This window comes from Magnetococcales bacterium (assembly GCA_015228935.1).
In the GTDB taxonomy this organism is placed as follows: Bacteria; Pseudomonadota; Magnetococcia; order Magnetococcales; family DC0425bin3; genus HA3dbin3.
The window spans coordinates 19,174-43,275 of sequence record JADGCO010000031.1 but is presented as its reverse complement, the minus strand read 5'-3'; the positions used below and the strand labels follow the sequence as shown (position 1 = coordinate 43,275).

General features: G+C 52.5%; 24 protein-coding genes. 11 read left to right on the top strand and 13 right to left on the bottom strand.

Annotated elements, in window-relative coordinates:
- Positions 1-281: 281 nt before the first annotated feature.
- Positions 282-983 carry a response regulator gene (locus HQL65_09535; GenBank protein MBF0136469.1) on the bottom strand — a complete coding sequence of 234 codons (702 nt, stop codon included), beginning with the start codon at positions 981-983 and terminating at the stop codon, positions 282-284.
- Positions 980-2,503 carry a DUF4118 domain-containing protein gene (locus HQL65_09530; protein MBF0136468.1) on the bottom strand — a complete coding sequence of 508 codons (1,524 nt, stop codon included), beginning with the start codon at positions 2,501-2,503 and terminating at the stop codon, positions 980-982. The genes HQL65_09535 and HQL65_09530 overlap by 4 nt, the downstream gene beginning before the upstream one ends.
- 356 nt (positions 2,504-2,859) lie before the next feature.
- Between HQL65_09530 and HQL65_09525 the strand changes: the two genes are divergently transcribed.
- The gene (locus HQL65_09525) at positions 2,860-3,459 is read left to right on the top strand and encodes a carbonic anhydrase (GenBank protein MBF0136467.1); all 600 of its coding nucleotides are present in this window, start codon (positions 2,860-2,862) and stop codon (positions 3,457-3,459) included.
- 64 nt (positions 3,460-3,523) lie between these two features.
- On the opposite strand, the gene HQL65_09520 is transcribed toward HQL65_09525, so the two are convergent.
- The gene (locus HQL65_09520) at positions 3,524-4,402 is read right to left on the bottom strand and encodes a hypothetical protein (GenBank protein MBF0136466.1); all 879 of its coding nucleotides are present in this window, start codon (positions 4,400-4,402) and stop codon (positions 3,524-3,526) included.
- 99 nt (positions 4,403-4,501) lie between these two features.
- Between HQL65_09520 and HQL65_09515 the strand changes: the two genes are divergently transcribed.
- A complete protein-coding gene (locus tag HQL65_09515) occupies positions 4,502-5,125 on the top strand; it encodes a sel1 repeat family protein (GenBank protein ID MBF0136465.1) in 624 nt (207 codons plus the stop codon).
- A gap of 13 nt (positions 5,126-5,138) precedes the next feature.
- Here the strand turns inward: HQL65_09515 and HQL65_09510 are convergent, their stop codons facing one another.
- From HQL65_09510 to HQL65_09485, 6 genes are all read right to left on the bottom strand, one after another.
- A complete protein-coding gene (locus HQL65_09510) occupies positions 5,139-5,735 on the bottom strand; it encodes an SLATT domain-containing protein (protein MBF0136464.1) in 597 nt (198 codons plus the stop codon).
- Between the two features lie 86 nt (positions 5,736-5,821).
- Positions 5,822-7,459: a 2-polyprenylphenol 6-hydroxylase gene (gene ubiB / locus HQL65_09505; protein MBF0136463.1), complete on the bottom strand. Its 1,638-nt coding sequence runs from the start codon at positions 7,457-7,459 to the stop codon at positions 5,822-5,824.
- 11 nt (positions 7,460-7,470) lie between these two features.
- Positions 7,471-8,145, bottom strand: coding sequence for an SCP2 sterol-binding domain-containing protein (locus tag HQL65_09500; protein MBF0136462.1), 675 nt, complete (start codon positions 8,143-8,145; stop codon positions 7,471-7,473).
- Positions 8,146-8,148: 3 nt separating this feature from the next.
- On the bottom strand, positions 8,149-8,904 hold the full coding sequence (gene ubiE, locus HQL65_09495; GenBank protein ID MBF0136461.1) for a bifunctional demethylmenaquinone methyltransferase/2-methoxy-6-polyprenyl-1,4-benzoquinol methylase UbiE: 756 nt from the start codon (positions 8,902-8,904) through the stop codon (positions 8,149-8,151).
- A gap of 114 nt (positions 8,905-9,018) precedes the next feature.
- The gene (locus HQL65_09490; protein ID MBF0136460.1) at positions 9,019-9,363 is read right to left on the bottom strand and encodes a HigA family addiction module antidote protein; all 345 of its coding nucleotides are present in this window, start codon (positions 9,361-9,363) and stop codon (positions 9,019-9,021) included.
- Positions 9,356-9,700 (bottom strand): killer suppression protein, encoded by a 345-nt coding sequence (locus HQL65_09485; protein ID MBF0136459.1) that lies wholly within the window; start codon positions 9,698-9,700, stop codon positions 9,356-9,358. Before HQL65_09485 ends, HQL65_09490 begins: the two co-directional genes overlap by 8 nt.
- A 300-nt stretch (positions 9,701-10,000) precedes the next feature.
- Between HQL65_09485 and mshL the strand changes: the two genes are divergently transcribed.
- The 9 genes from mshL to HQL65_09440 all read left to right on the top strand — a co-directional run bounded on the left by mshL (position 10,001) and on the right by HQL65_09440 (position 20,029).
- Positions 10,001-12,394, top strand: a complete 2,394-nt coding sequence (gene mshL, locus HQL65_09480) for a pilus (MSHA type) biogenesis protein MshL (protein ID MBF0136458.1) — start codon at positions 10,001-10,003, stop codon at positions 12,392-12,394.
- A gap of 184 nt (positions 12,395-12,578) precedes the next feature.
- On the top strand, positions 12,579-13,799 hold the full coding sequence (locus tag HQL65_09475; GenBank protein ID MBF0136457.1) for an AAA family ATPase: 1,221 nt from the start codon (positions 12,579-12,581) through the stop codon (positions 13,797-13,799).
- Positions 13,796-14,560, top strand: coding sequence for a hypothetical protein (locus HQL65_09470; GenBank protein ID MBF0136456.1), 765 nt, complete (start codon positions 13,796-13,798; stop codon positions 14,558-14,560). The genes HQL65_09475 and HQL65_09470 overlap by 4 nt, the downstream gene beginning before the upstream one ends.
- A gap of 15 nt (positions 14,561-14,575) precedes the next feature.
- A complete protein-coding gene (locus HQL65_09465; GenBank protein MBF0136455.1) occupies positions 14,576-15,016 on the top strand; it encodes an NUDIX hydrolase in 441 nt (146 codons plus the stop codon).
- Positions 15,017-15,035: 19 nt separating this feature from the next.
- Positions 15,036-16,439 carry a DegQ family serine endoprotease gene (locus tag HQL65_09460; protein ID MBF0136454.1) on the top strand — a complete coding sequence of 468 codons (1,404 nt, stop codon included), beginning with the start codon at positions 15,036-15,038 and terminating at the stop codon, positions 16,437-16,439.
- A 159-nt stretch (positions 16,440-16,598) separates the two neighbouring features.
- The gene (locus HQL65_09455) at positions 16,599-16,859 is read left to right on the top strand and encodes a DUF4258 domain-containing protein (protein ID MBF0136453.1); all 261 of its coding nucleotides are present in this window, start codon (positions 16,599-16,601) and stop codon (positions 16,857-16,859) included.
- Entirely contained in the window at positions 16,856-17,050 is a 195-nt protein-coding gene (locus HQL65_09450) for a DUF2283 domain-containing protein (GenBank protein MBF0136452.1), read from the top strand. The genes HQL65_09455 and HQL65_09450 overlap by 4 nt, the downstream gene beginning before the upstream one ends.
- 286 nt (positions 17,051-17,336) lie before the next feature.
- Entirely contained in the window at positions 17,337-19,043 is a 1,707-nt protein-coding gene (locus HQL65_09445) for a hypothetical protein (GenBank protein ID MBF0136451.1), read from the top strand.
- Between the two features lie 62 nt (positions 19,044-19,105).
- Positions 19,106-20,029, top strand: coding sequence for a hypothetical protein (locus HQL65_09440; protein MBF0136450.1), 924 nt, complete (start codon positions 19,106-19,108; stop codon positions 20,027-20,029).
- Positions 20,030-20,056: 27 nt separating this feature from the next.
- Here HQL65_09440 and rnc read toward each other — a convergent pair whose 3' ends face one another.
- From rnc to HQL65_09420, 4 genes are all read right to left on the bottom strand, one after another.
- On the bottom strand, positions 20,057-20,833 hold the full coding sequence (gene rnc, locus HQL65_09435; GenBank protein MBF0136449.1) for a ribonuclease III: 777 nt from the start codon (positions 20,831-20,833) through the stop codon (positions 20,057-20,059).
- Positions 20,787-21,656 carry a signal peptidase I gene (lepB, locus tag HQL65_09430; protein ID MBF0136448.1) on the bottom strand — a complete coding sequence of 290 codons (870 nt, stop codon included), beginning with the start codon at positions 21,654-21,656 and terminating at the stop codon, positions 20,787-20,789. Before lepB ends, rnc begins: the two co-directional genes overlap by 47 nt.
- An 88-nt stretch (positions 21,657-21,744) precedes the next feature.
- A complete protein-coding gene (lepA, locus tag HQL65_09425) occupies positions 21,745-23,553 on the bottom strand; it encodes an elongation factor 4 (protein MBF0136447.1) in 1,809 nt (602 codons plus the stop codon).
- 69 nt (positions 23,554-23,622) lie between these two features.
- On the bottom strand, positions 23,623-24,087 hold the full coding sequence (locus HQL65_09420; protein MBF0136446.1) for a hypothetical protein: 465 nt from the start codon (positions 24,085-24,087) through the stop codon (positions 23,623-23,625).
- Between the last annotated feature and the right edge of the window lie 15 nt (positions 24,088-24,102).

Below are 24,102 nucleotides of genomic sequence, written 5' to 3'. Positions count from 1 at the left end.
TGAAATCATCTCAAAAACAGCTCGAAAAATGGGCAAAGCTGCGAAGATGGGTTGAAGATACGGCTCATGATTGCGCAATCATTAAGGAGTCAATCTGAGTTTGTCTGTCGGCGAATGTCGTTCCGACCAGTCAGGTCAATGCAAATATCAGACCGCACAAGTTGTTCATTGTTCCAGTGCAATGGCAGCTTCCAGGCGGTTCAACTCCCGGATTTTGACCACATATGGCTTGCAGACGATGGTGGCCGGATATGGATCATTTGTCCATGACATGTTGAAGTTTATTGGACAAGCCGATAACCGATACCAGTTTCTGTCAGGATATATTTTGGATTGGCGGGTTCGCTTTCAATTTTTCGGCGCAGTCCCGCCATGAACACCCGGAGATAATGTGGACGATCCACATAACCTGGACCCCAGACATCGCGCAGGATTTGCCGATGGGTCAGCACCCGACCCACGTTGGCCACCAGAAGGGTCAGAATCCGATATTCGATGGGGGTCAAATGGATGGCCTGACCGGCACGGGTCACGCGCCGGAGTTCCACGTCCACACGAATATCACCAAAATCGAAAATATGGCCATTTGTCGATGATTCGTCCCCTTTTCTCTGGGTTCGGCGCAACACGGCCCGCACCCGGGCCTGCAATTCCGGCACCCCGAAAGGCTTGGTCAAGTAGTCATCCGCGCCGGCATCCAGGGCCTCGACTTTTTGTCCCTCTTCGGTGCGTACCGACAGGACCAGAATGGGGGTATCACAACTGAGCCGCAGTTCCCGGATGACATCGACACCATCCCGGTCTGGCAGCCCCAGATCAAGAATGATCAAATCCGGGTGATGAGCAGTGGTTTCCTGAAGACCCTGGGCCGCCGTCTCCGATTCCCATACCTTGAAACCGGAAGCTCCCAAGGCCATGGCTACATAATTACGCACCAGAGCCTCGTCTTCAATCAAGACTGCATTGCGCAAGGATTCTGTCATATGAATTTCTCCACATCGGCTGCAACAAGAGGGGGGTTGCCAACGGGCAAGGAAAATTCGATGCATGCCCCTCCCTCGGGGCGGTTTTCAGCATGGATGATTCCGCCATGGGCCTTGAGTACAGCCCGGACAATCGCCAAGCCCAAACCAACACCACTCGTACCGGTTCGCGATTTGCCGTGCATGAATTTTTCAAACATCGATTCTTCCATGCCGGGAGGAAAACCGGGACCATTATCTTTCACCTGGACAATCACCTGCCCATCTCTGGCATAGACACCAATTTCAATCCGGCTGCCAACGGGTGTGTGACGTGTGGCATTTTCCAGAAGATTGCAAAAGACACGTTCCATCAGCATGGCATCCATTTCCAGCAAGGGAAGTTTATCATCCATTTCAATCTGGACTTCGTAACCTTCCAGGACATGGGCGCTGGTCTTGATGGCCGAGCCGATCACTTCCTCCAAAAGTTGCCATTCCCTGTGGAGTATCACATGATCGACTTGCAGACGCGCCATGTCCAATAATTTATCGATATCAGACAGAATGAATCGCACCTGCTTGCGCATGGTGTCCAACAAACTCATATGGGTAGGGGATAAAGGGGGAGAACTCAATTGCATGGCATCAGCAAGTCCGGCCATGGCGGCAATCGGCGTGCGCATGTCATGCGAAAGACTGGCCAACAAGGCGTTCCGTAATCTTTCCGACTCGATTTCCAAAGCGGCATGCCGGGCTTTGACGGCATAGCTCAAGCGTTCCAGCGCCAAACCAATCAGGGTCACGCAGGTTTTCAGGAGCGAGGCCTGTTCATCCGGTAATTCACGTTGGGGTTTGTTCAAGGTCAATACCAGAATGCCGTGATTTTCGACGCTCCCCTGGAGAGGAATATATAACGAATGATCGCACCAACGTGAAATGACATCCTTCCAGGGGGTTCCATATTGTTTGAATACCGATTGTGCCATATCCATATTCAACGTTGCCGGGTGGTATTCTTCAGAAGATAGTATGTTGTTTTCATTAGGAAAAATAATAATTGCACCGGCATCAAAGTTGGTTTCGATAAATCGATGACAGGGAGCGACGATCTGATTGGGTGTGACAATACCGGTCAATACACTGGATAGTTCATATAAGGAAAGAATGCGGCGTTCCCTGTTTTCAGCAATCGTTACCTGGGTGCGTAACCCGGTGGTCAGATGGGCCGTAATCAAAGCAATGGGCAACATGAAAGCAAGAATCAGCCAATATTGAGTATCAATAATCACAAATGAAAAGTGCGGAGGGACAAAAAAATAAGCAAAAGTCAGGATACTGAGAAAAGATGCCAGGATGGATCCCCGGCGTCCGATCTTGACGGCGACCAGAAATACCAACAGCAGATAAATCATAAGAATATTGGCCAACAGGAGATGATGCATCAGGGGAATCAGCAAAACTGTTACCACTCCGACCAGGATCGTGGCCAGGAACTCATTTCTGAGTGATTGCAGGATGACGATCACAGAAGCGGACATGGGCATCGTGAACTTCCATTTCATCATTTCATCACCGTCGCATGCTCCAGTCACAAACCGGATATTCCCAGGGCAGGTTGGGGATACATTGCAGATATTATTCTATTTTATGTGGGATTTTTAAGAAATGATCAACCCGACCCGATTTTGTGCGGAGCGACCATGGAAAAGATGGTACCATACTGTCCCAACGTCGTCATGTGCATATGGCGAACAGTCCAATATGGTGACGCAGAGTGAATGACCAGAAGCTTTTCATATCGCATCTGCCAGATCATGTGTTTCAGTACGACGCTGGTGATGTGTTGCACAGCGTTGCTGGTCGTCCGTGAACCTTTGTCCAGGGAAATGCAATCATGCCGACTCGACTGCTAGATGGTTACCAAAGATTTCTTGCCGGATATTTTTCCAAGAATCGTGAAGCGTTGCTCGAACTTGCCAGAGGACAATCACCCGAGGTGGCCATCGTTGCCTGTTGCGATTCGCGTGTGGATCCGGCCATCATATTTGATGTGGCCCCAGGCGATGTTTTTGTCATTCGTAATGTGGCGAATCTGGTGCCACCTTTCGAGTCTGAAGGCCGTTATCACGGGACCAGTGCGGCATTGGAATTTGCCGTGACCGGCTTGCAGGTGAAACATGTCGTCGTTCTTGGACATGCCAACTGCGGGGGTATCAAGACCCTCATGTCCGGGAAAAGCAGCAATTGGAAGAGCGATTTTCTGGATCAGTGGATGTTCATTGCCGCAGATGCCATCGAGCAGGTGCGCCAGTTGGGTGGAAACCTCTCGGAGTCTGAAAGGATGCATGCATGCGAAAAGGCGGCAGCCATCCATTCCAGAAAAAATCTCATGACATTTCCATGGATTCGTGAGCGTGTCCACAAGGGCACACTGTCGCTGCATGCCTGGTACTATGACCTTGGCAACGGGAGCCTGGACCAGTTGGCATCATAGCCCCAGCCGGCAAGCTGTCGTGTGCGACGACCTTGGCAACAGGGACGCCTGGAGCAGACTGTTTCTATTTTACCGTAATGCTGCCGAGGAACTGGATCTCTTCAAAGGTACGATCCAGGGTTTTGCTGGTAAAGTTGCGCATGACCGTACCCGAACTCCAGGAGACGATCTGTCCTGAATTGACCTGCGTGCTTGGTACGGCCAACCAGGGTCCCTTGTCACTGTCAACCTGGATGTAGGTATACCCACCGGCCTGAAAGACTGCATGCGCCTTGCCCTGATTGGACGATGAAGTGGCAGATGGGACCGGGCCAGCACCTGGCAGGATTTCGCCCACCATGAGCAGCATGGGGAAGGTTTGATTCAAGCTTTTACTGAAAAAATTCCGCATGACGGAATACTGTCCCCAGTGAACCATTTCTCCTGTCTTGACATTCAAACGATTGGTCGCCAACCAGAGGGGCCACCCTTCTGTTTCGATGCGGACATAGGAATAACTTTCGGTTTGGATGACCTCGGCCACCTTGCCGGATTGCGGAATGGTCATGGTTCCCGCAGTTTTTTTGTTGGGATCGGATGGGGTGACGGTCAGGGGACCTTGCAGCATGGTTTTGGGATCTGCTGCCGAAGCTGCCGGGGATGGTTGGCCGGGCACCGGCTTTCCGGCTGCAGGGGGAGCAGCGGGTGCGGCAGGAGCCGGAGCTGGCTTATTGCTGGGGGCAACAGGGGGTACGGGTGGTGCGACCGTCGCTTTGCCACCTGCTCCGGGTGGCACAATCTGGACCGTGGTCATGCCGTCCTTGTGGGTGACGGTTCCGGCACCTGCAGGGACTCCGGAAGCGGCTGCCTCAGATTTGTTCCCGTCCTTCTTCTCTTCGGATTTGGAGCAACCCGAAATCATGGCCAACGTGACGATCAGGCTGACGACAGACAGTTTGAGCATGGTATAGTCCTGTGCAGGTTGCATCCATAACGAAATAACCGGCTCGCAGCATACCAACAATTCCCGGCCAAGGAAAAGGTTCTCAAGAAGGGATTTTGCATGATTGTCCTCCAGGCGCTCTCCAGATTGATTTCGTTACCGACAGGGGTCCCGATTGTCTGGGCCATGATCACGATTCATGTGGCGATGGCAGGTCCTGTCCTGGCGGGGGAGTTTGCGGATCTTTTGCGGGCTGCGGAACAGGGGCATGTGACGGCCCAATCCAGGTTGGGACACCTGTATCTGGATGGCCGGGGGGGCAGACAGGATGACAAGGAGGCCATGCGCTGGTTGCGTTTGGCGGCTGAACAGGGCGATGCCAGGGCACAGAATGGGGTGGGGACCTTGTTCGATAATGGCAGGGGGGTCAAAAAAAATTATCAGGAGGCTGCCAAATGGTTTCTCCTGGCGGCCAATCAGGGAAATGCCCTGGCCCGGAGAAATCTGGGCTGGATGTATGAAAAAGGCCAGGGTTTTCAAAAAGATTATATTAAATCATACATGTGGCAGGCCCTGGCGGAGAGGGCCAGAGGAAACAAAAGTCCGGACAGGAAAACGGCACCTGCAACAGACAGAGTCGATCCACCGTGTTCATATTGTGCTGCCGTGGCCCGCAAGATGACGCCAAACCAGATTGCCCAGGCCCAGGAACTGGTCAGAAACTGGCAACCCGGGGGGCCGTGAATTCCCTCGATGATCAAGCCCCATTTTTTTTTGATGGGACAGTTTTATCAGGAGTCATGAAAGAATCGAGATCTTTTTTGAAGTCATGCCCCCAGGTGTCGGTTTCATGGATGACCACATCCTTGAATCTTCCCCAATGTTCTTGACAAATGGCGGCCAGTTTGTCTGATGGAAGATTTGCAATTTTGTTTCCCTGATATTCCAATTCCATGGCGCTACGGATATTCTCCAATTTTTGTGCAGTAACACTGACCCGTCGCCAACCTTTGAGCCAGCCAAAATATTCCATGGCTTGTGCAATACCACTGGAAAAGAAAATCAAGGCAAACGAAATTTCGAAAGTGTGCTTCCAGATTTCGTTTTGACTGTATTGAGAAAATAATTTATCGAATACCGGCAAGGCAACCCCGACATAAAAAAACAGGAAGTAGAAAAAACGCATGAATTTTGCCCATCTTCCCCATTTTTTTCTTCTTTGATTATAATAATGAATGTCTTCATTCATTTTCACGGATATGGATTCATAGAACTCAAACTCCTTGTTTTGATTCATAATGCCTCCAATTTTCTCATATTTCGGGACATGTTCTTGGTGTGAATGGTCTGTCATTTTCTTTCCAGGTCATTTCCAGACCGTGAAATTCGCCAGATTTTTCAAAAATCGCTTTCTTTTGGAATGGACATGTTTTTGCACGGCTACAACCGTGACTTGCGCGGGGTGCGCAGAAAATTGAAAAATGCCATGAACAGCAATGGCATGATCAGCCACATGGATTTATCGGCAGCGGCGAGGATGGCGGCGGCGATCAGGAACGCCCCGCCCGTCAGGGCATGGGCCTGGGCACGGAAACCTGTCTTGATGCGCTCTTCCAGGAGGTGCAGAGTGTCCGGATGGAGGCGAGGGCGAAACTGATCGCGGGCCAGGCGTTCGATGGCGGTATGGGCCACCTGGGGCAACAAACCCAGTGTGGTGGCCACTTCACCGGCGTCCTTGGCAAGGGTTCGCAACTTACCCTTGGGACCCAGGTGTTCCTTCATCCAGGCACGGATCAGAGGCTCGGCCAGCAACCAGACATTGAGGTTCGGATTGATTTCACGGCCCACCCCTTCCAGGGTCAGCATGGTCTTTTGCAGCAACAATAGCTGGGGTTGGACCTCCATGGCAAACCGTTCGGTGGTTTTGAACAGTTGCGCCAGCAGGCGGGCCAGGGAAATATCCTTGAGAGGTTGACCAAAAATGGGTTCCCCGATCTGGCGGCAGGCCTCTTCGAAGTCGGCCAGATTGGTATTGTACGGAATATATCCCGCATCCAGGTGGACACGGGCCACTTTTTTGTAGTCCCGTTCCAGAAAACCATGCAGCATGTCCGCCAGCCAGATGCGGGTCTGCATGTCCACGCGCCCGATGATGCCAAAATCGATGGCAACCAAGGTGCCATCCATGCGCACCAACAGATTGCCCGGATGCTGGTCGGCATGAAAATATCCGTCGCGAAACACCTGCTTGAAAAAGACATTGACGATACTGTTGGAAATATGGATCACATCCAGGGGATCACCGGGAAAGTGGGACAGTTCATCGATGGGGATGCCGGAGACCCACTCCAGGGTCAGAATATCCTGGGAGGTGAAGGCCCAGTAGACCTCGGGAATATGGAGTTCCGGATCCTTGAGAAAGTTGATGCGAAACTCCTGCGCCCGGGAAGCTTCCAGATGGAAGTTCATTTCGTTGCGGATCGTGGCGGCAAACTCGTTCACCACCCGATGGACATGGAAGCGTCGCCAGTCCGGAATGTACTCTTCGATCAGGTCAGCCAGGTAATAGAGGGTTTGAATATCGGCCTTCACCACGGCATCGATGCCGGGTCGTTTGACCTTGACGGCCACCTCGCGCCCCTGGCGGGTAAAGGCATGATGGACCTGGGCTATGGAACCGGACGCCACAGGCTTTTCATCAAAACGGGAAAAAAATTGTTCCAGGGGTCCTTCCAGACAACGTTCCACGATTTGTCGCACCTGGGCGAACGGGAAAGGCGGAATGTCGTCCTGGAGTTTTTTCATCTCCTGGCCCATCTCTTCGGGGATGGCGTCCATGCGGGTGGAGATGGCCTGTCCGAACTTGATGAAGGTGGGTCCCAGACGTTCCATGGCGAGGCGAATCCGGACGCTGCCGGAATGGTCTTTCCGGAAGCGATGGGTGGCAGGATTGAGACCGGCCAACCAGGTCAGGAGACGGTAGGGCAGGAAACGTTCGGAAATCGGTTCAATGTCATGAATAGCCAGGATGCGGACAATGGCTGCCAGTCGGAACAGGGTGCGGGGAGTATCAAACATGGAGAGGATTTTCAGTTCCCGGCGGAGGTTGTGGCATCGGTATGCAGCGCGACCCGATGGCCGAGACGAACCAGGCGTTTATCCAAACGTTCCACCTGTTTTTCCATGGTTTCCACTTCGGTGCGAAAGGCGGTCATGTCCCTCTGGCGGGGCACCTGATGAAGTTCCATCCAGCGCTCCATGACTTTCCCCATACTTTCGCGAGCCTGGTTGCCGTTCTGGTAGGCCTGGCGCGCCAGACGGCTCAGGACCATGGCCACGGGGGTGCTGACAAAGGCTGCCAGCTCTTTTTCCCAATCGATCTCGACATTGTTCAGAATGTTTTTGAAATGGAGACCGGTATCGGTTTCTCCAGACATTTTCAATTCACGGGAAAAGAAGAGCGAGTCCGGGTCGGCGGTATTGAACAGCAGGGAGAGAAAAGCCTTGCTGGTTCCGGCCATGGTGACGTGGGGATCCGGATCCGAGTAGGTGTGAATGCGCACCCGGCCATCTTCGGCCACTTCCATGAAATATTCCTGTTGCAGATCCTCGACATCAAAACGAAAAATCTTGCCACTCAGGAGGCGCAGCCGTTCCTGGAGATCGGGATAGCGCAGAAAAAACAGATTGATGGTGATGCCAAGCCCGATGGCTGAAGCGGATGTGGGGAGCCATTGCAGGGGTTTTTGGAGCAGGGAAAACATGGGTCACACCTTGAAACCGAAATGGATTGCGGCGATACCGGCAGAGAGGTTGAGATAATCGACCCGGAAAAGACCTTGTTTTTCCAGCATGGATTTAAAGGTTTTCTGGTCGGGAAAGCGGCGAATGGATTCGGCCAGGTATTGATAGGCTTCACGATTGTTGGCCACCCGTTCACCCAGTTCCGGCAGGATTTTGAACGAATAGGCATCGTACAGGGGTTGCAGGAGCGGGATGGCCAGGCGGGAAAATTCCAGACAGAGCAACTGACCTCCGGGCCGCAATACCCGCACCATCTCGGCCAGGGCAGCCTCGATATGGGTGACATTGCGGATGCCGAAACCGATGGTGACCGCGTGAAAGCTGTTGTCTTTGAATGGCAATTTTTCTGCATTGCCCTGAACCCAGTCAATGCCGGCCACCAGGCCGGCATCGGTCAATCGCTGGCGTCCGGCGGCAAGCATGGCGGCGTTGATATCACACAGGGTGACACGACCATGATGGTGCATTTTTTCCATCATCAGCCGGGCGAGATCCCCGGTACCTCCGGCCAGATCCAGGGCACGATTGCCAGGCGATAGACGCAACCGCCGAATGGCATGGCGTTTCCAAAGGCGATGAATTCCCAGGGACATCAGGTCGTTCATCAGGTCGTACTTGTCGGCAACGGCGTCGAAAACCTGCCCGACGTGGTGAACCTTGTCGGCAACAGGAATCTCCTGATACCCGAAATGGGTGGTGGCGGCGGGGGTGTCAGTCATGGGGCAGACTCCTGCGGCAAACGTTTCATATCAGGTGATAGTAAGGCACGAGAGATGAAATTGAAAGGCAGCAGGCGATGGCCCGCTTCATGGATGAACGTGAACCAGAGCTGGTCAGCGCTTTTGTAACGCAGGCTGAGTTGAGTCAATGCCCAACCACTCGAAATTGTTTTCCAATCTCTCCCGGTCGTCCAGGCGGGTCTGGGTTTCTTCGTACAATTTTTGCAGGTTGTTCCAAAAATGGGCGGGGTGTCCGATGGTACGCTCCAGTTTGAGAGCGGTTTCGGGTGTGACCGGAGCCTTGCCCTTGATGATCTCGTTGATGTGCTTGAGAACAATACCAGTACGTGCAGACAGCTCAGTCTGGGTCATTCCCAGCGTGGAAAGGTATTCTTCCAGGATTTCTCCGGGGTGAACGGCATAATCAGGGACATATTGATTCGCAATCGTCCTACTCATGGGTATCCTCCACGCCAATGATCTTGACGGCTGTGACCTGATGCCAGTCGATTCCACCTTCGGGTCGTTGTGGAATGGGATCATTGTTGGGTTTGAAGATCAGGCGGTATGGATGGTCCAGGTCCATGGACAACTGTCCGGAACGGTTTTCCGTCAATTCGTGACAACGTCCCAAGCGTTTGTAAGGTGGCCAGAAATCTCCGAGATTGGTCGCTGATCGAAGTGCCGTGAGACGGTTGGCAATCAACCTGGCCTGCTTGACCCCGTAGGCCCTTTGCAGAAGCTTTATGCTGTTACATTCTTTTTCCAACTTTCGGTTGCGAAAGACGACTTCCATGAAATGTTAACCCATCAGGTGAAAGAAATCGACAGAATAAAGCAATGAATAACCACCCATGGTGGCAGGTTGGAATATATGGCAGAACACCAGGTTCGCAAAGGTGGCCTGTCAACAACGTAACGGATTGTTTTTTCACCATTGGTCCATCTATTGCTGTCTTCAGGGTCATGCCGGGACATGACCTGCGGGTCAAATCCGGGTTTTAGATTTTCAATCCTGAAATCAATCTGTTCTGCTGGCAAGCAACGGGTTGTGGTCAGGAGTGGTCAATCTCTTGACGGCAAGGTGGCTGGTGCGATGACGTGGATGAAGCGGCAAGAGACAAGGTCGGCTCAAGAGCAGAAGCTGGCGGGCAGAACCGGCCCCGTTTGGCTGGGGATTCTGGCGGCGTGTACTTTGTTGGCCGGTTGTGGCCACAAATCTGCGCTGATGCCGAGCAAGGAACATTACCTCCAGCCGACCCATCCGCCGGAATCCACCTTCGAAGAGCGCACGGGTCCCTCTGCGGCTGGTGACGATGAAGTCCGTTCGGACATGGACGAGATGGACGACAAACGCGGGGGCGAACTGTATACCATTTCGGTGAGCCAGATGCCGGTGCGGGATTTTGTGGTCGGATTGGCCCGCGATGCCAAAATGAATGTGGATATCTATCCCGGCATCAATGCCCGCATCACCCTGAGTGCCGTCAACCAGACCTTGCCGCAGATCATGAGCCGGGTGGCCAAACAGGCCAATGTGCGTTACCAGATTCGCGACAATGTGATCATCATCTCCCCGGATCGGCCTTTCATGCGCATGTATCAGGTCGATTATGTCAACCTGGATCGCGGGACGGAGAGTTCCATCAATATTTCGTCGCAGCTCGATGGTGGCAGGCGGAATCGTAAAGAAGCCATGGGAGTGGATTCCAACCAGTCGGAAACCCGGATGGTCAACCGGTCCAAAAACCAGTTCTGGGACTCCTTGACCCGCAGCATTCAATCGGTCTTGAGCCAGAATCAGAAACGCCTTGCCCAGGAAGAAAACCGTGCCGATGGTCAGGATGGCAACCAGAAGCCGGGCATCGTCTCCATCAATCAGGAAGCGGGGGTTTTGACCATCTTTGCCACCACGTCACAGCATGCCCAGATCAGGGAACTCCTGGACCGGGTGTTGGAAAATGTGCATCGGCAGGTTTTGATCGAATCGACCGTGGTTGAAGTGGAATTGAATGATCGGTATCAGGGAGGGGTGGACTGGGTCAACCTGACCAATACCCCGGCGGGTATCCTGAATGCGGCGGGTCGCCTGGTCACCGATGCGGTCAATTATGGCTCGCAATGGAAGGATAACTCCGGAAACGGGGCCGGCATGCCGTTTTTTTCCTTGCCCATCAAGAGCAGCGGCAGTGGCGGAAACAGTACCGTGGCGGCCACGGTGCGTGCCCTTGGGCAGTTTGGCAATGTCAAGGTGCTGTCCAGCCCCAAGATCATGGCCCTGAACAATCAAACCGCCATCCTCAAGGTGGTGGAAAACAAAATATATTTTTCCCTGAGTGCCCAGCCATCGCAGGGTGGCAACACGACTGTCTCCCTGACCGGGACGACCCAACACAATTCACCGATGTACAACACCCAGATTCACACGGTTCCGGTGGGTCTGGTCATGAGTGTGACGCCGCAGATCGATGCCAATGATGTGGTCAGCATGAATGTCCGGCCCACCATTTCCAGCATCAGCCGCTGGGTCAACGATCCCAACCCGGGTCTCGTGCGGGGCAACACGTTGACCGGCGTGGAATCCCCCAATCTCATTCCCGAGATTCGCGTCCGGGAGATGGAGTCCATGTTGCGGGTTCACAGTGGTCAGGTGGCCGTGATGGGGGGGTTGATGCAGGACAAGATGGACAAAACCACCTCGGGTGTGCCGGGCTTGCAGGATTTGCCGGTGTTGGGCAACATGTTCAAATACACCGATGATCAAATCACCAAGACCGAACTTGTCATTTTTCTGCGCCCGATTGTGGTCTCCGGACGGCGGGGCAGGGCTGGTGCGGGCGGGGTGAATTTTGCCGGCGGGGGAGGGGTTGTTTCGACGCCCATTGTGCAAAAAATCACGCCGGCCCTGGCACCCCCCCCCGAAGAGGGGACGGAAAAGGCACCGGAAGTGGGGCGGATCACGCCCGGGCAACGTCCGCAGATTCTCCGGTCGCCCGAGGCGGCCATGAATGCCTCCCGCCCGGGTCCCTACCTGGATTTCAGTAAACAAGGTGGTGGTGGCATGGGTCATGCGGGTGGGGTGGTTGGAGGCGGGGATTTGTTGCCGGCGGTGCCTGAATCCCGTGCCCCGGGTGGTGTGCAATCCCCTGTTGAACTGCCGCCGCATCCGGCCTCCGGCGGGACACCGCAAACCCAACAGAATACCGCACCCGTTCCGCAACAAACCGCCATGGCTGCGGGTGGCAGCAGTGCCGTCCGGGGAAATTTCTACCTGGAACTGGGAGCCTTCACCGACAAGGCCAACGCCAATGAACTCCATCAAAAGGTGACCAAAAGTGGTCTGCCCGCCTTCCAGGAAAGTGCCGATGTGAACGGCAAGAATTTCCAGAGAGTGCGCTCCGGTCCCTATCAAAACCTGGCCGAGGCCGAACAGGCGCAGGTTCGTGTTGCCAATGAAACCGGGATTCAGGCAAAAGTGGCATCTTATTGAAAAAACGAATAAAAAAAGGAGGGGGTCTGGGGGAGTTCACTCCCCCAGGGTTTTTTTCTTTTTCAGTTGCAAAAATAATGCAGTGATATAAAAATATTTTCTCTGTTGCAGTTTCAATTAAAAAGTGGTGGCCTTTCGGATGTCTCTCGCAGATTGATTTTGATTGATCCTGGGAAAGCAGATCGTGATCCAAGAGATACAAATTGATAATTTCAAATCACTGATAGGCTTTCCTATACCTCTGGCCAAATTCACCTGTCTTGTGGGACTGAACGGAGCGGGCAAAACTACTTTGTTACAGGCAATTGATTTTTTGTCCCAGGTAATGAGTGGTAATATAAAGGAATGGCTGGTACAAAGAGAGTGGTCTGCCAGTGATCTGCTTTGCTCGTTTGAAAAACGGAAACGAATTATTAGTTTTCATGTCGTATTGGATCTTATTGATAATGATGTAATCTGTTGGGAGGGAAAATTCAACATTGTACAACTGCGATGCACCTCGGAAAAAATATACTTTGGGTGTGCTGATGTAAATGCCTTGGTCGTTGAGGATAAAACATACCGTCTAGATGTCCTGCACGTTATGAATGGAAAATATTGGGTGGCTCAGGGTGCGGAAAATCCAATTTCTTTTGAATATCAAGGGTCCATCCTTTCTCAATTGAAAGAGGCCAATCTTGGACAACATAAACAAGCCATCATTTTATTAAAGAAATATTTTCAGGAAATAAAATCTCTGGAACTATTGGCACCCAACCTGATGCGTCAGCGAGCCAGAACCGCAGAAGGTATTGGTATTGGCGGAGAAAAATTATCTGCGTTTCTTTCGGAATTGTCAATTGACAAGAAAAATATTCTTGAAAAATATCTGAAAAATTTTGCCCCGGATTTTGAATCGTTGGATGTTCTTTCATTGCGTGGGGGATGGAAGAAAATGCTCTTTTTTGAACATTATAAAGATAATGATATCTTTATGACAACAGAGGCTCGCCATATTAATGATGGTCTTTTGCGGCAACTGGCCATCCTTGCCCAGACCATGACCCAGCATCCTTTATTGCTTTTCGACGAAATCGAAAATGGCATGAACCAGGAATTGGTGGGTAAACTGGTCCGACACCTGTTGGATGCTCCACAACAGATCATTGTAACGACGCATAGTCCCCAGATTTTAAATTTTTTGCCAGATGACGTAGCCCGGGAAGGAGTGATTTTATTGTATCGTACTCCGCAAGGGATAACGCGAGCCAGACGTTATTTTGATCTTCCGGCACCGGCAGAAAAACTCGCATCTTTGGGACCCGGTGAGGTCTATGCGGACACGCCTCTGGATGAGGTTGTGCGTAGTGCCCTGGAAAAAGACCGGGATGATGAAGTGATAAGCGAAGAGACCCGTGACAGATGAAATTATTGTATTTATTGAGCGGTGAAGGCCCGGCGGATATGGGTGCCTGTGCGCCGCACCTGTTTGATGCCATGGGGCAGGATTTTCATCCCGGACCCATGGCTGCCCTGGTGGATTGTGTGGTCAAACAAAAATTGAATGACTCTCCCCTGGACTCCGAATCTGTGCGCCTGCTGCATCGAAGCAGGTTGGTCGAGTTGGCGAAAAAGATTAAAATCAGAAGACAAAATGCTGTGTTGTCTCCCGGGAAGAGGGATGTAAAGCATTTTGAACGACAGGCGCAAGCCCTGGGACAGGAGGCGCAAGCCTGGGGCAGTAGAGAAGATTCAGCTCGGGTTATGGCTGTTTTATTCAACGACAGCGATGGCACCAGCAGTTCACCAGTCAATTTTTGGAAACTGAAAGTGGATTCCATACGCCGGGGGTTTGAGATGGCGGGGTATCGCCTGGGCGTACCCATGGTGCCCAATCCAAAATCCGAGGCCTGGCTGCTGTGTGCCTGGAAAGTGAATCCGTACCAGGGTTGCCAGAAACTGGAAGAGTCTTCCGGCAATGATGCCTCACCCAACTCGCTGAAAAAAAAGTTGGAAGAAGCCATGGGAGAAACGTGGGACTGCAATAAAATGACGGATTGGATCCGACAGGGTCATCTGCAAATTGATCGGATAAAGATGGAAAGTTTTGTTGCCTTCTACACGGATTTAACGACTGCTCTCGAACGGGCCACCCATCGTGAGGGGCACGTCGAGTCAACCCCATAGCCAAAGGAAATTAAAATGTTTTCCCCAGAGACCCCCTATTTGACCGTGGATGTCATCGTCGAACTCGTGGATCGCCCCGAGCGACCCATTGTTTTGATCCAAAGGCGCAATCCTCCCCTTGGCTGGGCCTTGCCGGGCGGCTTTGTGGATCGGGGGGAACGGGTGGAACGTGCCGCCTTGCGGGAAATCCAGGAAGAAATTTCCATGCAGGTGCGGTTGCGAACCTTGCTGGGTGTCTACTCGGACCCGGCTCGGGATCCCCGTCTGCATACCTGCACCCCGGTCTATGTGGCCGAGGGAGAAGGCATGCCCGTGGCTGCGGATGATGCCAAGTCTTTGGGAATTTTCACCCTGGCGGAACTTCCCACCGAGTTGGCCTTTGACCACGCTTTGATCCTGGCGGATTATCGCCATTTTCGCGAAACTGGAGAGGTGGCCCCCGTGCGGGTGGATTGAGCGAAAAAGGAGAGAGGCAATGGACGGATTTGGCAACAAGCGCTCCCTGTGGCGTCGGTCGTTGGGCATGGCATTGTCCGTATCGATCTTGTTGGCGTATCCGGCAGGTTCCCAGGCCGGATTTTGGCCAACTGAGGTGGCGGGTACACCCATGCCAAGCCTGGCCCCCATGCTGGAAAAAGTGATGCCGGCTGTGGTCAATATTCACACGAGTTCCCGCATCCAGACCGCCGACCATCCGTTATTGAGTGATCCCTTGTTTCGATATTTTTTCGATATGCCGAACAGTCGGGCACAGCCCCGCGAACAAATCCAGCGCAGCCTGGGGTCCGGGGTGTTGATGGATGCCGCCAAAGGGTATGTCCTGACCAACAATCATGTGATCAAAAATGCCCAGGAGATTACCATCACCCTGGCGGATGGCCGCAATCTCCAGGCCCGCAAAGTGGGTGAAGATGCCGCGACCGACATTGCCGTGGTACAGATTCCGGCAGAACGTCTGACCGCTTTGCACATTGGCGATTCGGATCATTTGCGGGTCGGGGATTTTGTGGTGGCCATCGGCAATCCATTTGGTCTGGGATCGACGGTGACCTCTGGTATCGTCAGCGCCATGGGTCGGAATGGTTTGGGTATCGAAGGATACGAGGATTTCATTCAGACCGATGCCTCCATCAATCCGGGCAACTCCGGGGGTGCCCTGGTCAATCTGCGTGGCGAACTGGTGGGCATCAATACGGCCATTCTGGCCCGTGGTGGTGGCAATGTCGGGATCGGTTTTGCCATCCCGGTCAACATGGTCCGGCAAATCATGACCCAACTGGTTGACAACGGCGAGGTGCGTCGCGGTCTGCTGGGGGTACAATCCCAGGATTTGACGGCAGATTTGGCCACAGCCTTTGGCCTGGATCGGGTGGGGGGTGCCGTGGTGGGCAATGTGGTGCCCGGTTCCGGGGCACAACGTGCCGGGTTGCGCCGGGGCGATGTCGTCATCGAAGCCAATGGCCGCGAAATCCGCAACGCCGCCACCCTGCGCAACATCATCGGTCTGGTGCGGGTGGGTGAAGAGGTTCAGATCAAGTTTATCCGTGATGGCAAGGTCCAGGAGGTCAAGGCCATCGTCTCCTTGCCGGAGTCGTTGCGTCTGGAAGGCAAGGAAGCCAACCCCCGTCTGGAGGGTGCCCTGCTCGAAATCAAAACCGGCAAAGGGGAAGAAGGCGGGGAGGGGATCCTGGTCGCCAGTGTGCGGGAAAATTCACCGGCTTGGCGTATCGGTTTGCGCCCTGGTGACCGCATCCTGTCGGTCAATCGTCAGGTCGTCAAGGAGTTCGACGATCTGACCAAGGCCGCCGGGCGCTCGCAACGGCAGCTCCTGCTGAATATTGAACGGGATGGTCAGGGGTTGTTTATTCTCGTGCGCTGAGGCGTGTGTTGTCCGTGCGCTTCCTGATTGCCCAAAGCCATCGGTCAGGTCATCCGTGGACACCACCAGATTTCGTTCCCTTCGATGTGATGGCGGGAACCCTGTCGGAGAAAGGGCTGTCTTTGAAATGTGGGGTGACAATCGCATGGGAGGATTTTCTTGAACCATCGCCTTTCGCGCCACGTCACCCGGGAGATGGCAATGCGTGGCATTGGCCCGGAGATCGTGGAGGAGGTTCTGTGCCACCCGCAGCAGGTCGTCGCGGAACGGGACGACCTGATTGCCTGTCAGTCGCAGGTGCGTTTCGAGGATGGCCGCTTGTTTCTGGTCCGGGTCATCGTGAACCCACTGGCTGATCCCGCAGTGGTTGTCACGGTCTATCGCACCAGCAAGATCGAGAAGTACTGGAGAACACCATGAAAGTGACCTATGACCCGGAAGTCGATGTTCTTCGCATCCTCTTCTCGAATACACCTGTCGAAGAGAGCGACGAAGAAAAACCCGGCGTCATCATGGACTACGACAAGAAAGGGAACCTGGTCGGCATGGAGATTCTGGAGGCCAGCAAACGCATGGACGATCCAAAATCGGTGGAATACGCCGTCGCGTGAGTGAGTTATCCATGCGATTCTTGAACCCAAAGGCGGATCATGCCTTCAAAAAAATCTTCGTAAGATTATTTTCCCCCTTGATGGGGGGCGCAAAATCGGGTTAGTTTGACACCAGAATGGGCCTTGTGTTGCCAGCGATCTGGTAACGCTCCGCCCCGTTCCCTGGGTTCACATGCCTTGATCGTGGAATCCAGATGTAAATCAGATCCGTGCTGGCTCATAAACCCTCCGGGATTTCCCGGAGGGTTTTTTGTTTAGATCCTTCGAAGATTATTGAAGGATTATATTGTTCGAGGAGTTCGCTACGGAAAATTTCCGCAGTGTCTGGCAGATTTTTATTGTGTTTGATGACCAACCATCCATGCAATTGGAGAGAAAAATGAGCTTTCGCGATGATGATGACCATGCCATGAATCCCTGGGCTGCCACCAAACTCTGGCAAGGAATGCAGCAGATTCAAAAACAAAAAGATGATTTTGGCCAAAACGTGGCCTCATGGCGACTGCACATGGGACTGGGAAATATTCTTGGCAAGGACCAATTGCCGCCCCCAGACTATGTGCCATCCCAACTCACGAACAATCCTGGACAACTGGGTGCCAGGCGGCGAGACCAGGAAAATGCCCGGCAGATGAAAAACTGGGATCAGGTTGCACAAATCGATCAGGAATTTGCCAATATTGGCCCTTTCAACCAAAAATATGGCAAAATGATCAACGAGTTCAAAAAACTGTATCAGCAACCTGCACTGCCCAATGCCACAACCGTGCCACCGCTGCATGCCGGTGCTGATTTGACTCAGTCACGGCATGAGGATTCATCATGGGCACAACCACGACCATTTGTACAATCAGGCCTGAACCCGACCCCTGCCCGCAAGAGAACAGAAGAGAGTTCAGCAGGTCTCCAGATGAAAAAAATCAATCCTGTGCAAACGCTCTCGGAAAATATGTTTTCGCCGGTCATGACTTCCCAGCAGTGGCCTGATGAAAATACCAGAGTTCCGTTTGTTTTTCCCAACGGTCTTTACGCATCTCGTTTTATGCCCCCCTCCAGGCATCGAGATTCATTGCAGATGCGCAGTCAAAATGATATGATCCAGGACGACTCCGGTGGTGAAGCAGAGGCTGTATCCTGGCCAACAACAGATGAATCTCCCTGGGATGAAGCCTGGAATCATGAAACACCGTCGCCGACACCAGAACCAACACCAGAACCGACACCAGAACCAACACCCGTTCCTGAGGATTGGCCATCAGTCCCAACGCCGTCACCTGTCGTTCGAGAAAGAACGATAGAGAGTCCATCAGCTTCAGGTCAACGTGCTGCTTCCGAGGGGGGTAATGCTGCAAATGAGCGGGAGCTGAGGGAACAGAGAAATCGCGCAAGTTTCGATTCCTGCTTCCAGTTGACTGTCATTGAAAATGAGGGTGGGGATGGTTATACCAATCGTGCAAATGATCGAGGAGATGGCACGAACTATGGTGTAACCAAGGGTACTCTGGAAGACCTGAGAAAAAGGCTGGTCATGAATAATGATAGAGAAGGTTTGAATGAGTTGGGGCTGAGAGGTGACAGAGAAGTCACGCTGAATGATGTGGGCAACATCGACGAAGAGAAAGCGAAGGTTTTTTATCGCAAGCATATCTGGGAAGGGTTGAAACTTGAACAAGTAGAGAATCATAAAATGAGAGAGCAAATCTTCGATGCTGCAACTCATCATGGCAATTCAGGTGGCATGAAAGCCTTGCAAGAAGCGCTTAATTCTCAGGGATACAGAGTGCCTGTAAATGGTAGAATGAGCGATGAAACTCTTCATGCGATCAAAAAAGCTGAGGAAAATAGAGATTCAGAAAATGTGATGAAATGTCTCTATGATGAAAGGTTTTATATTGGTACTCAGTTAGCGACTTTTGGTAGAAATCAGGAGGGTAACTGGCAAGGATGGAAAAATCGATTCGATAAGATGCGACGTAGGATTAATGATCAATAAATCAAGCATGGCACCCTTTTGCTGTAATGCAAGAGGGTGCCTATTTCATAAAGGGGACAACAATGAATATTTTTCAGATCATGCTCCTATTTCTTATATGTGTTATTCTAGTTAAGCCTATCTATAGCGAGAATATTAAAGAGTTTATTCTATATGATACATTAGTTTCAGAAAAACTCACTGTAGATGGAAAAAAATTTGATAAAAATCTAAGTAGATTGCAGATTATAGATATGATTAGCTCTCTATCAGAAATTAATTATAGTCAAGGAAAAGAGAAAATAATAAAATGTAGCGATTTATGGGGAGTAGACGGGAAAATATTAACGGAAGAATATGTAAATAATAGTATTTCTTCCGAAAATTATAGATTAATAACGAAGAATACACGGACAGGAATATCTCCATGTTCTAAATTAGCAAGATGTTTGCTGGTATTAGGATCTGCAAAAGGTAAAAAACCAGAAAAATCATTTCTCCCAGACCAACCTATTCATATAACTCCTGATTTATTTTCTGATAAGTTAATATTTCCTCAATATAAGGACGAAATATTATATAATTTTACTCCCCCAGCAAAAATTTGGGATGCTCTTGTTAAAAATAGATTTTTAACAAATGTCAGTATAAAAAGCAGCATCAAGGGAAATTATTTGATATACGAGTATATAACATATATAAAATCAGTATTTCATCATGTAGCAATCATTACGGATTTACTTCGTTCAGATTTTAATGGAGATGGTATTGAAGATGTTGCTTTTATTATGGAATTCAATAAAACGCCGTTGTTGCTGGGGAACCACATTTACCATCGTAGTATACTTGTTAATGAAAGGGAGATATTGTATATATTTATAGGTTTTGCCACCAGATTAAGTTCGGATTCAAAATTGATCCCATTAAAATTATACGGTGATACCAATTTATATCTTGTCAGCAAGCACGATAAAAAAGATGACAAGCCTTGGTGGAAAAAAAGATAAAAAGTCTTGAAAGTGGCTATATGAATATCATACATTCAAAAATTCCGGTTCCCAAAGATCAAGCAGCATGCGGGCGGCTTCGCGTTCGGCGGTGCGTTTGGTCTGGCCCTGGCCGCGACCGGTGGGCAACCCTTCGGCTACACATTCAACGGTGAAAATGCGCTGATGGGGGGCACCTTCCGCTTGGACCACCCGGTAGAGGGGGAGGGGGCGTCCCAGACTTTGCAATTTTTCTTGCAGGAGGGATTTGAAATCCTTGCCGGGTTGTTCGGGCTGAATGGCGGCCACGGCACCGGCAAACATCTGCCTGACCACCTGCTGGACGGCACCATGACCCCCATCGAGATAAATGGCCCCCAGCAAGGCCTCCATGGCGTCGCCGAGGATGGAATTTTTTTGGCGTCCACCACTCAAGGCTTCGCCGTGGCCCATTTGCAGGCAACTGCCCAGGTCGATCAGACGCGCCAGATCACTCAAGGAATCGATATTGACAAGCGTGGAACGCCAGCGCGAGAGCGCCCCTTCGGCGAGATGGGGAAACCGGGTAAAAAGCAGATCCGAAACAAGCAGGTTCAGGACCGCATCGCCCAGAAATTCGAGCCGTTCGTTGTGCCATTGGGCACCGACGGCTGACGCAGCATCCCCTTCCCGAGGCAGGGGTGGGGGGCTGGATCGATGGCGCAAAGCCTGCTGCAAAAGTTCCTGGTTCTGGAAATGGTAGCCGATGTTGTTTTGCAGGGTGTCGAGGTGCAAGGGTTCACTCCACGGCACTGGCCACCCGTTTCCAGCGTGGGGATGACGCATGAGCATCCCAGGACCAGAAGAGTGCCACCGCCTTGCCCACCAGACGATAACTGGGCACAAAACCCCAGATGCGTGAGTCGTTGCTGTTGTCGCGATTGTCGCCCATGACAAAATAGTGACCAGCCGGGACAACCTCATCCGTGCGCTTGTCGATAAAATCCATCTGCGCCTGCACCAGCACGCTGTACGCAGGATTTTTCAACTTTTCCATGCGGCGTTCGGCGTCGATTTCGTAACTGCGCTCGTTTTGATAGCTGTAGGGTCCGACAGTGTCGTAGGGGACGGGCTTGCCGTTGACGTAGAGTCGTTTATGGTCGTAAACGATCCGGTCGCCCGGCAGTCCGATGATGCGTTTGATATAATCCTTGCTGGGTTCCCGGGGATATTCGAAGACGGCAATGTCGCCGCGTTGCGGACCCTTGCCAAACAAGACCCGCTCTTTGGTAAACGGGACGCGATGTCCATAGGAGAGCTTGTTGACAAAGAGATAATCGCCAACCAGCAGGGTGGGGATCATGGAACCGGAAGGAATCTTGAACGGTTCGATGATGAACGTCCGCACGAAAAGGGCAATGCCGACGGCCAGGACAATGGCATCGTAGTATTCACGAAACCAGGAGGGTTGATCCAGGAGCCGTTGACCGGGAATGAGCAGGAAGATACCAAAGGCCACCATGGCCAGACCGGCCACCGGACCTGGTCCCATACGATCTTCAAGGGAATCGATGCCGATGACCATGTAGCTGCCAAACATGAAAACGCCCGCCAGGAGGAAGGCGATGCCATGCTGAAGATGCCGTTTGGTAATTCCCTTGCTGTTCATTCCATCCCTGCCCGATCCATGATGAGTTGTCCGGCGGTTCGCCTGAAAGGCCACCTGTGTGGGGGAGATAGCAATTATCGCGCCTGACTCACTCCACCTGCAACACGGCCAGGAATGCCTCCTGGGGAATTTCCACTTTGCCGATTTGTTTCATGCGTTTTTTGCCGGCTTTTTGTCTTTCCAGGAGTTTGCGTTTGCGGGTGATGTCGCCGCCGTAACATTTGGCGGTGACATTTTTGCGCAGGGCCTTGACGGTCTCCCGCGCAATGATTTTGGCACCGATGGCGGCCTGGACAGAGACCTCGAACATTTGCCGATGGATGACATCCTTCATCCGTTTGGCCAGCTCGCGGCCCCGATGAAAACTGTTGGCACGATGGACGATGATCGACAAGGCATCCACGGGTTCGCCGTTGATCAAAATGTCGAGTTTGACCAGATCCGCCGGACGGAATTCACGCACTTCATAGTCCAGGGAGGCATAACCGCGTGAAATGGATTTCAACCGGTCGAAAAAGTCGAGAACGACTTCGTTCAAGGGCAGATCGTATTCGAGCAGGGCACGGGTTTCCGTGGCGTAGGTCAGATTTTTTTGGGTTCCCCGGCGTTCGTTGCACAGTTTCATGATGCCGCCCATGTATTCTGCCGGTGCCATGATGGAGGCATGGATATACGGTTCCTGAATTTCGCGAATCCTGACCGTCGGGGGGAGATCGGAAGGGTTATGAATTTCGCGCAGGGTGCCGTCGGTCATGAGAATTTTATAGACCACGGTGGGGGCCGTGGTGACCAGATCGAGATTGAACTCGCGATCCAGGCGTTCCTGGACAATCTCCATGTGCAACATGCCCAGAAATCCGCACCGATAGCCAAATCCCAGGGCAGGGGAGGTTTCGGGTTCGTAGTCGAAGGCGGAGTCGTTCAGGGAGAGCTTGTCCAGGGCACCTTTGAGATTTTCATAGTCGCCGGAATCCACCGGGTAGAGTCCGGCAAAGACCATGGGTTTGACTTCCTTGAAACCCTCCAGGCGGGTTGTGGCGGGACGGCGGGCATCGGTGATCGTATCGCCGACTTTGGCATCGGCCACCACCTTGATGCTCGCCATGACGCATCCCACTTCACCGGCTCCCAAAGCCTGGCAGTCGGTCATGGCGGGCATGGCCAGGGTGAGACGATCCACCTGGACTTCGCGCCCGTTGCTCATCAGGCGAATCTTCTGGCCGACTGTCAGTGTTCCATCCATGACCCGGACCAGACACACCACGCCCAGATAATTGTCATACCAGGAGTCGATGATGAGGGCCTTCAGGATGCCTTGCCGGTCGCCACGGGGTGGGGGAATTTTTTGGACGATGGCTTCAAGGATTTCATGGATGCCGGCACCGGTTTTGGCGGAGGTCGGGATTGCTTCACTGGCATCCAGGCCGACCATCTCCTCGATTTGTTTGCGCACCTGTTCCGCATTGGCTGAGGGGAGGTCGATCTTGTTCAGGATCGGGATGATTTCCAGGTCATGATCCAGGGCCAGGTAGACATTGGCGAGGGTTTGGGCTTCGACCCCCTGGGCGGCATCCACGACGAGCAGGGCACCTTCACAGGCAGCCAGGGAGCGGGAGACCTCATAGGTAAAATCGACATGCCCGGGGGTATCGATCAGATTGAGGATATAGTCCACGCCATCACTGGCCTGATAGTTGAGCCGGACATAATGGGCCTTGATGGTGATGCCCCGTTCCCGCTCCAGGTCCATGCTGTCCAGGACCTGTTCGGTCATTTCGCGCTTTGTCAGCGCACCTGTGGCTTCGAGAAGACGGTCCGCCAGGGTGCTTTTGCCATGGTCGATATGGGCGATGATAGAAAAATTTCTTATATGTTCCAAGGGACTCGAATTCGGGATCCTTGCCGGCCCAAGCCGGGTCGGCTGATCACCCTTCACCTGCGGGAGGAAAGAGTATTGTCGGCGGGATTATTTATAATCCCCCCGATCGGTTTTTGCCAGTTCTACTGTTGCCAGAACGGCGGTGCGATGCAGCAGATCACGTTCGGCACCTTTGTTGGTGGTGTCGTTCAGGGATTGGAGGGCCTGATCGCGGGTTTCCCGGAGGCGCAGCCGGGTCTGCTCGGCCAATTCTGCCTCACTCTCCTCTGGGCGGGGGTCGCCATTCTGGAGATTTTCTTCCAGGTCCTGCAACGAGTCCAGCAGCTCTCCCGTATGTTGGAGCTGTTGGCGGCGCTGGCGTGAGGAGGCGTCGCCGTCACTGGCTTGCACCTCATCGGCAGCGGTTACGGCATGTGGACCTTCCATGGGGGCAAGAGCGTCCATCACCCGGGTAAATTTTTCCCCCGGCGTTCCTTCACTGGTCCGGGATTGCTTTTTTACACTCGAATTGGCGAGTGATTTGCCCGAGTGGTCCACACGGCGGATCGTCATGGAGTCATCCTCCCG

Excerpts from the sequence above, each read along its gene's own strand:
- HQL65_09465 (MBF0136455.1), top strand. The coding sequence starts at position 14,576 with ATGTTTTCCCCAGAGACCCCCTATTTGACCGTGGATGTCATCGTCGAA.
- HQL65_09440 (MBF0136450.1), top strand. The coding sequence starts at position 19,106 with ATGAATATTTTTCAGATCATGCTCCTATTTCTTATATGTGTTATTCTA.
- HQL65_09515 (MBF0136465.1), top strand. The coding sequence starts at position 4,502 with ATGATTGTCCTCCAGGCGCTCTCCAGATTGATTTCGTTACCGACAGGG.
- HQL65_09460 (MBF0136454.1), top strand. The coding sequence starts at position 15,036 with ATGGACGGATTTGGCAACAAGCGCTCCCTGTGGCGTCGGTCGTTGGGC.
- ubiB (MBF0136463.1), bottom strand. The coding sequence starts at position 7,459 with ATGTTTGATACTCCCCGCACCCTGTTCCGACTGGCAGCCATTGTCCGC.
- rnc (MBF0136449.1), bottom strand. The coding sequence starts at position 20,833 with ATGCGTCATCCCCACGCTGGAAACGGGTGGCCAGTGCCGTGGAGTGAA.
- HQL65_09510 (MBF0136464.1), bottom strand. The coding sequence starts at position 5,735 with ATGACAGACCATTCACACCAAGAACATGTCCCGAAATATGAGAAAATT.
- HQL65_09470 (MBF0136456.1), top strand. The coding sequence starts at position 13,796 with ATGAAATTATTGTATTTATTGAGCGGTGAAGGCCCGGCGGATATGGGT.
- mshL (MBF0136458.1), top strand. The coding sequence starts at position 10,001 with ATGACGTGGATGAAGCGGCAAGAGACAAGGTCGGCTCAAGAGCAGAAG.
- HQL65_09485 (MBF0136459.1), bottom strand. The coding sequence starts at position 9,700 with ATGGAAGTCGTCTTTCGCAACCGAAAGTTGGAAAAAGAATGTAACAGC.
- HQL65_09450 (MBF0136452.1), top strand. The coding sequence starts at position 16,856 with ATGAAAGTGACCTATGACCCGGAAGTCGATGTTCTTCGCATCCTCTTC.
- HQL65_09420 (MBF0136446.1), bottom strand. The coding sequence starts at position 24,087 with ATGACGATCCGCCGTGTGGACCACTCGGGCAAATCACTCGCCAATTCG.
- HQL65_09530 (MBF0136468.1), bottom strand. The coding sequence starts at position 2,503 with ATGTCCGCTTCTGTGATCGTCATCCTGCAATCACTCAGAAATGAGTTC.
- HQL65_09500 (MBF0136462.1), bottom strand. The coding sequence starts at position 8,145 with ATGTTTTCCCTGCTCCAAAAACCCCTGCAATGGCTCCCCACATCCGCT.
- HQL65_09520 (MBF0136466.1), bottom strand. The coding sequence starts at position 4,402 with ATGCTCAAACTGTCTGTCGTCAGCCTGATCGTCACGTTGGCCATGATT.
- lepB (MBF0136448.1), bottom strand. The coding sequence starts at position 21,656 with ATGAACAGCAAGGGAATTACCAAACGGCATCTTCAGCATGGCATCGCC.
- HQL65_09535 (MBF0136469.1), bottom strand. The coding sequence starts at position 983 with ATGACAGAATCCTTGCGCAATGCAGTCTTGATTGAAGACGAGGCTCTG.
- HQL65_09490 (MBF0136460.1), bottom strand. The coding sequence starts at position 9,363 with ATGAGTAGGACGATTGCGAATCAATATGTCCCTGATTATGCCGTTCAC.
- ubiE (MBF0136461.1), bottom strand. The coding sequence starts at position 8,904 with ATGACTGACACCCCCGCCGCCACCACCCATTTCGGGTATCAGGAGATT.
- HQL65_09525 (MBF0136467.1), top strand. The coding sequence starts at position 2,860 with ATGCCGACTCGACTGCTAGATGGTTACCAAAGATTTCTTGCCGGATAT.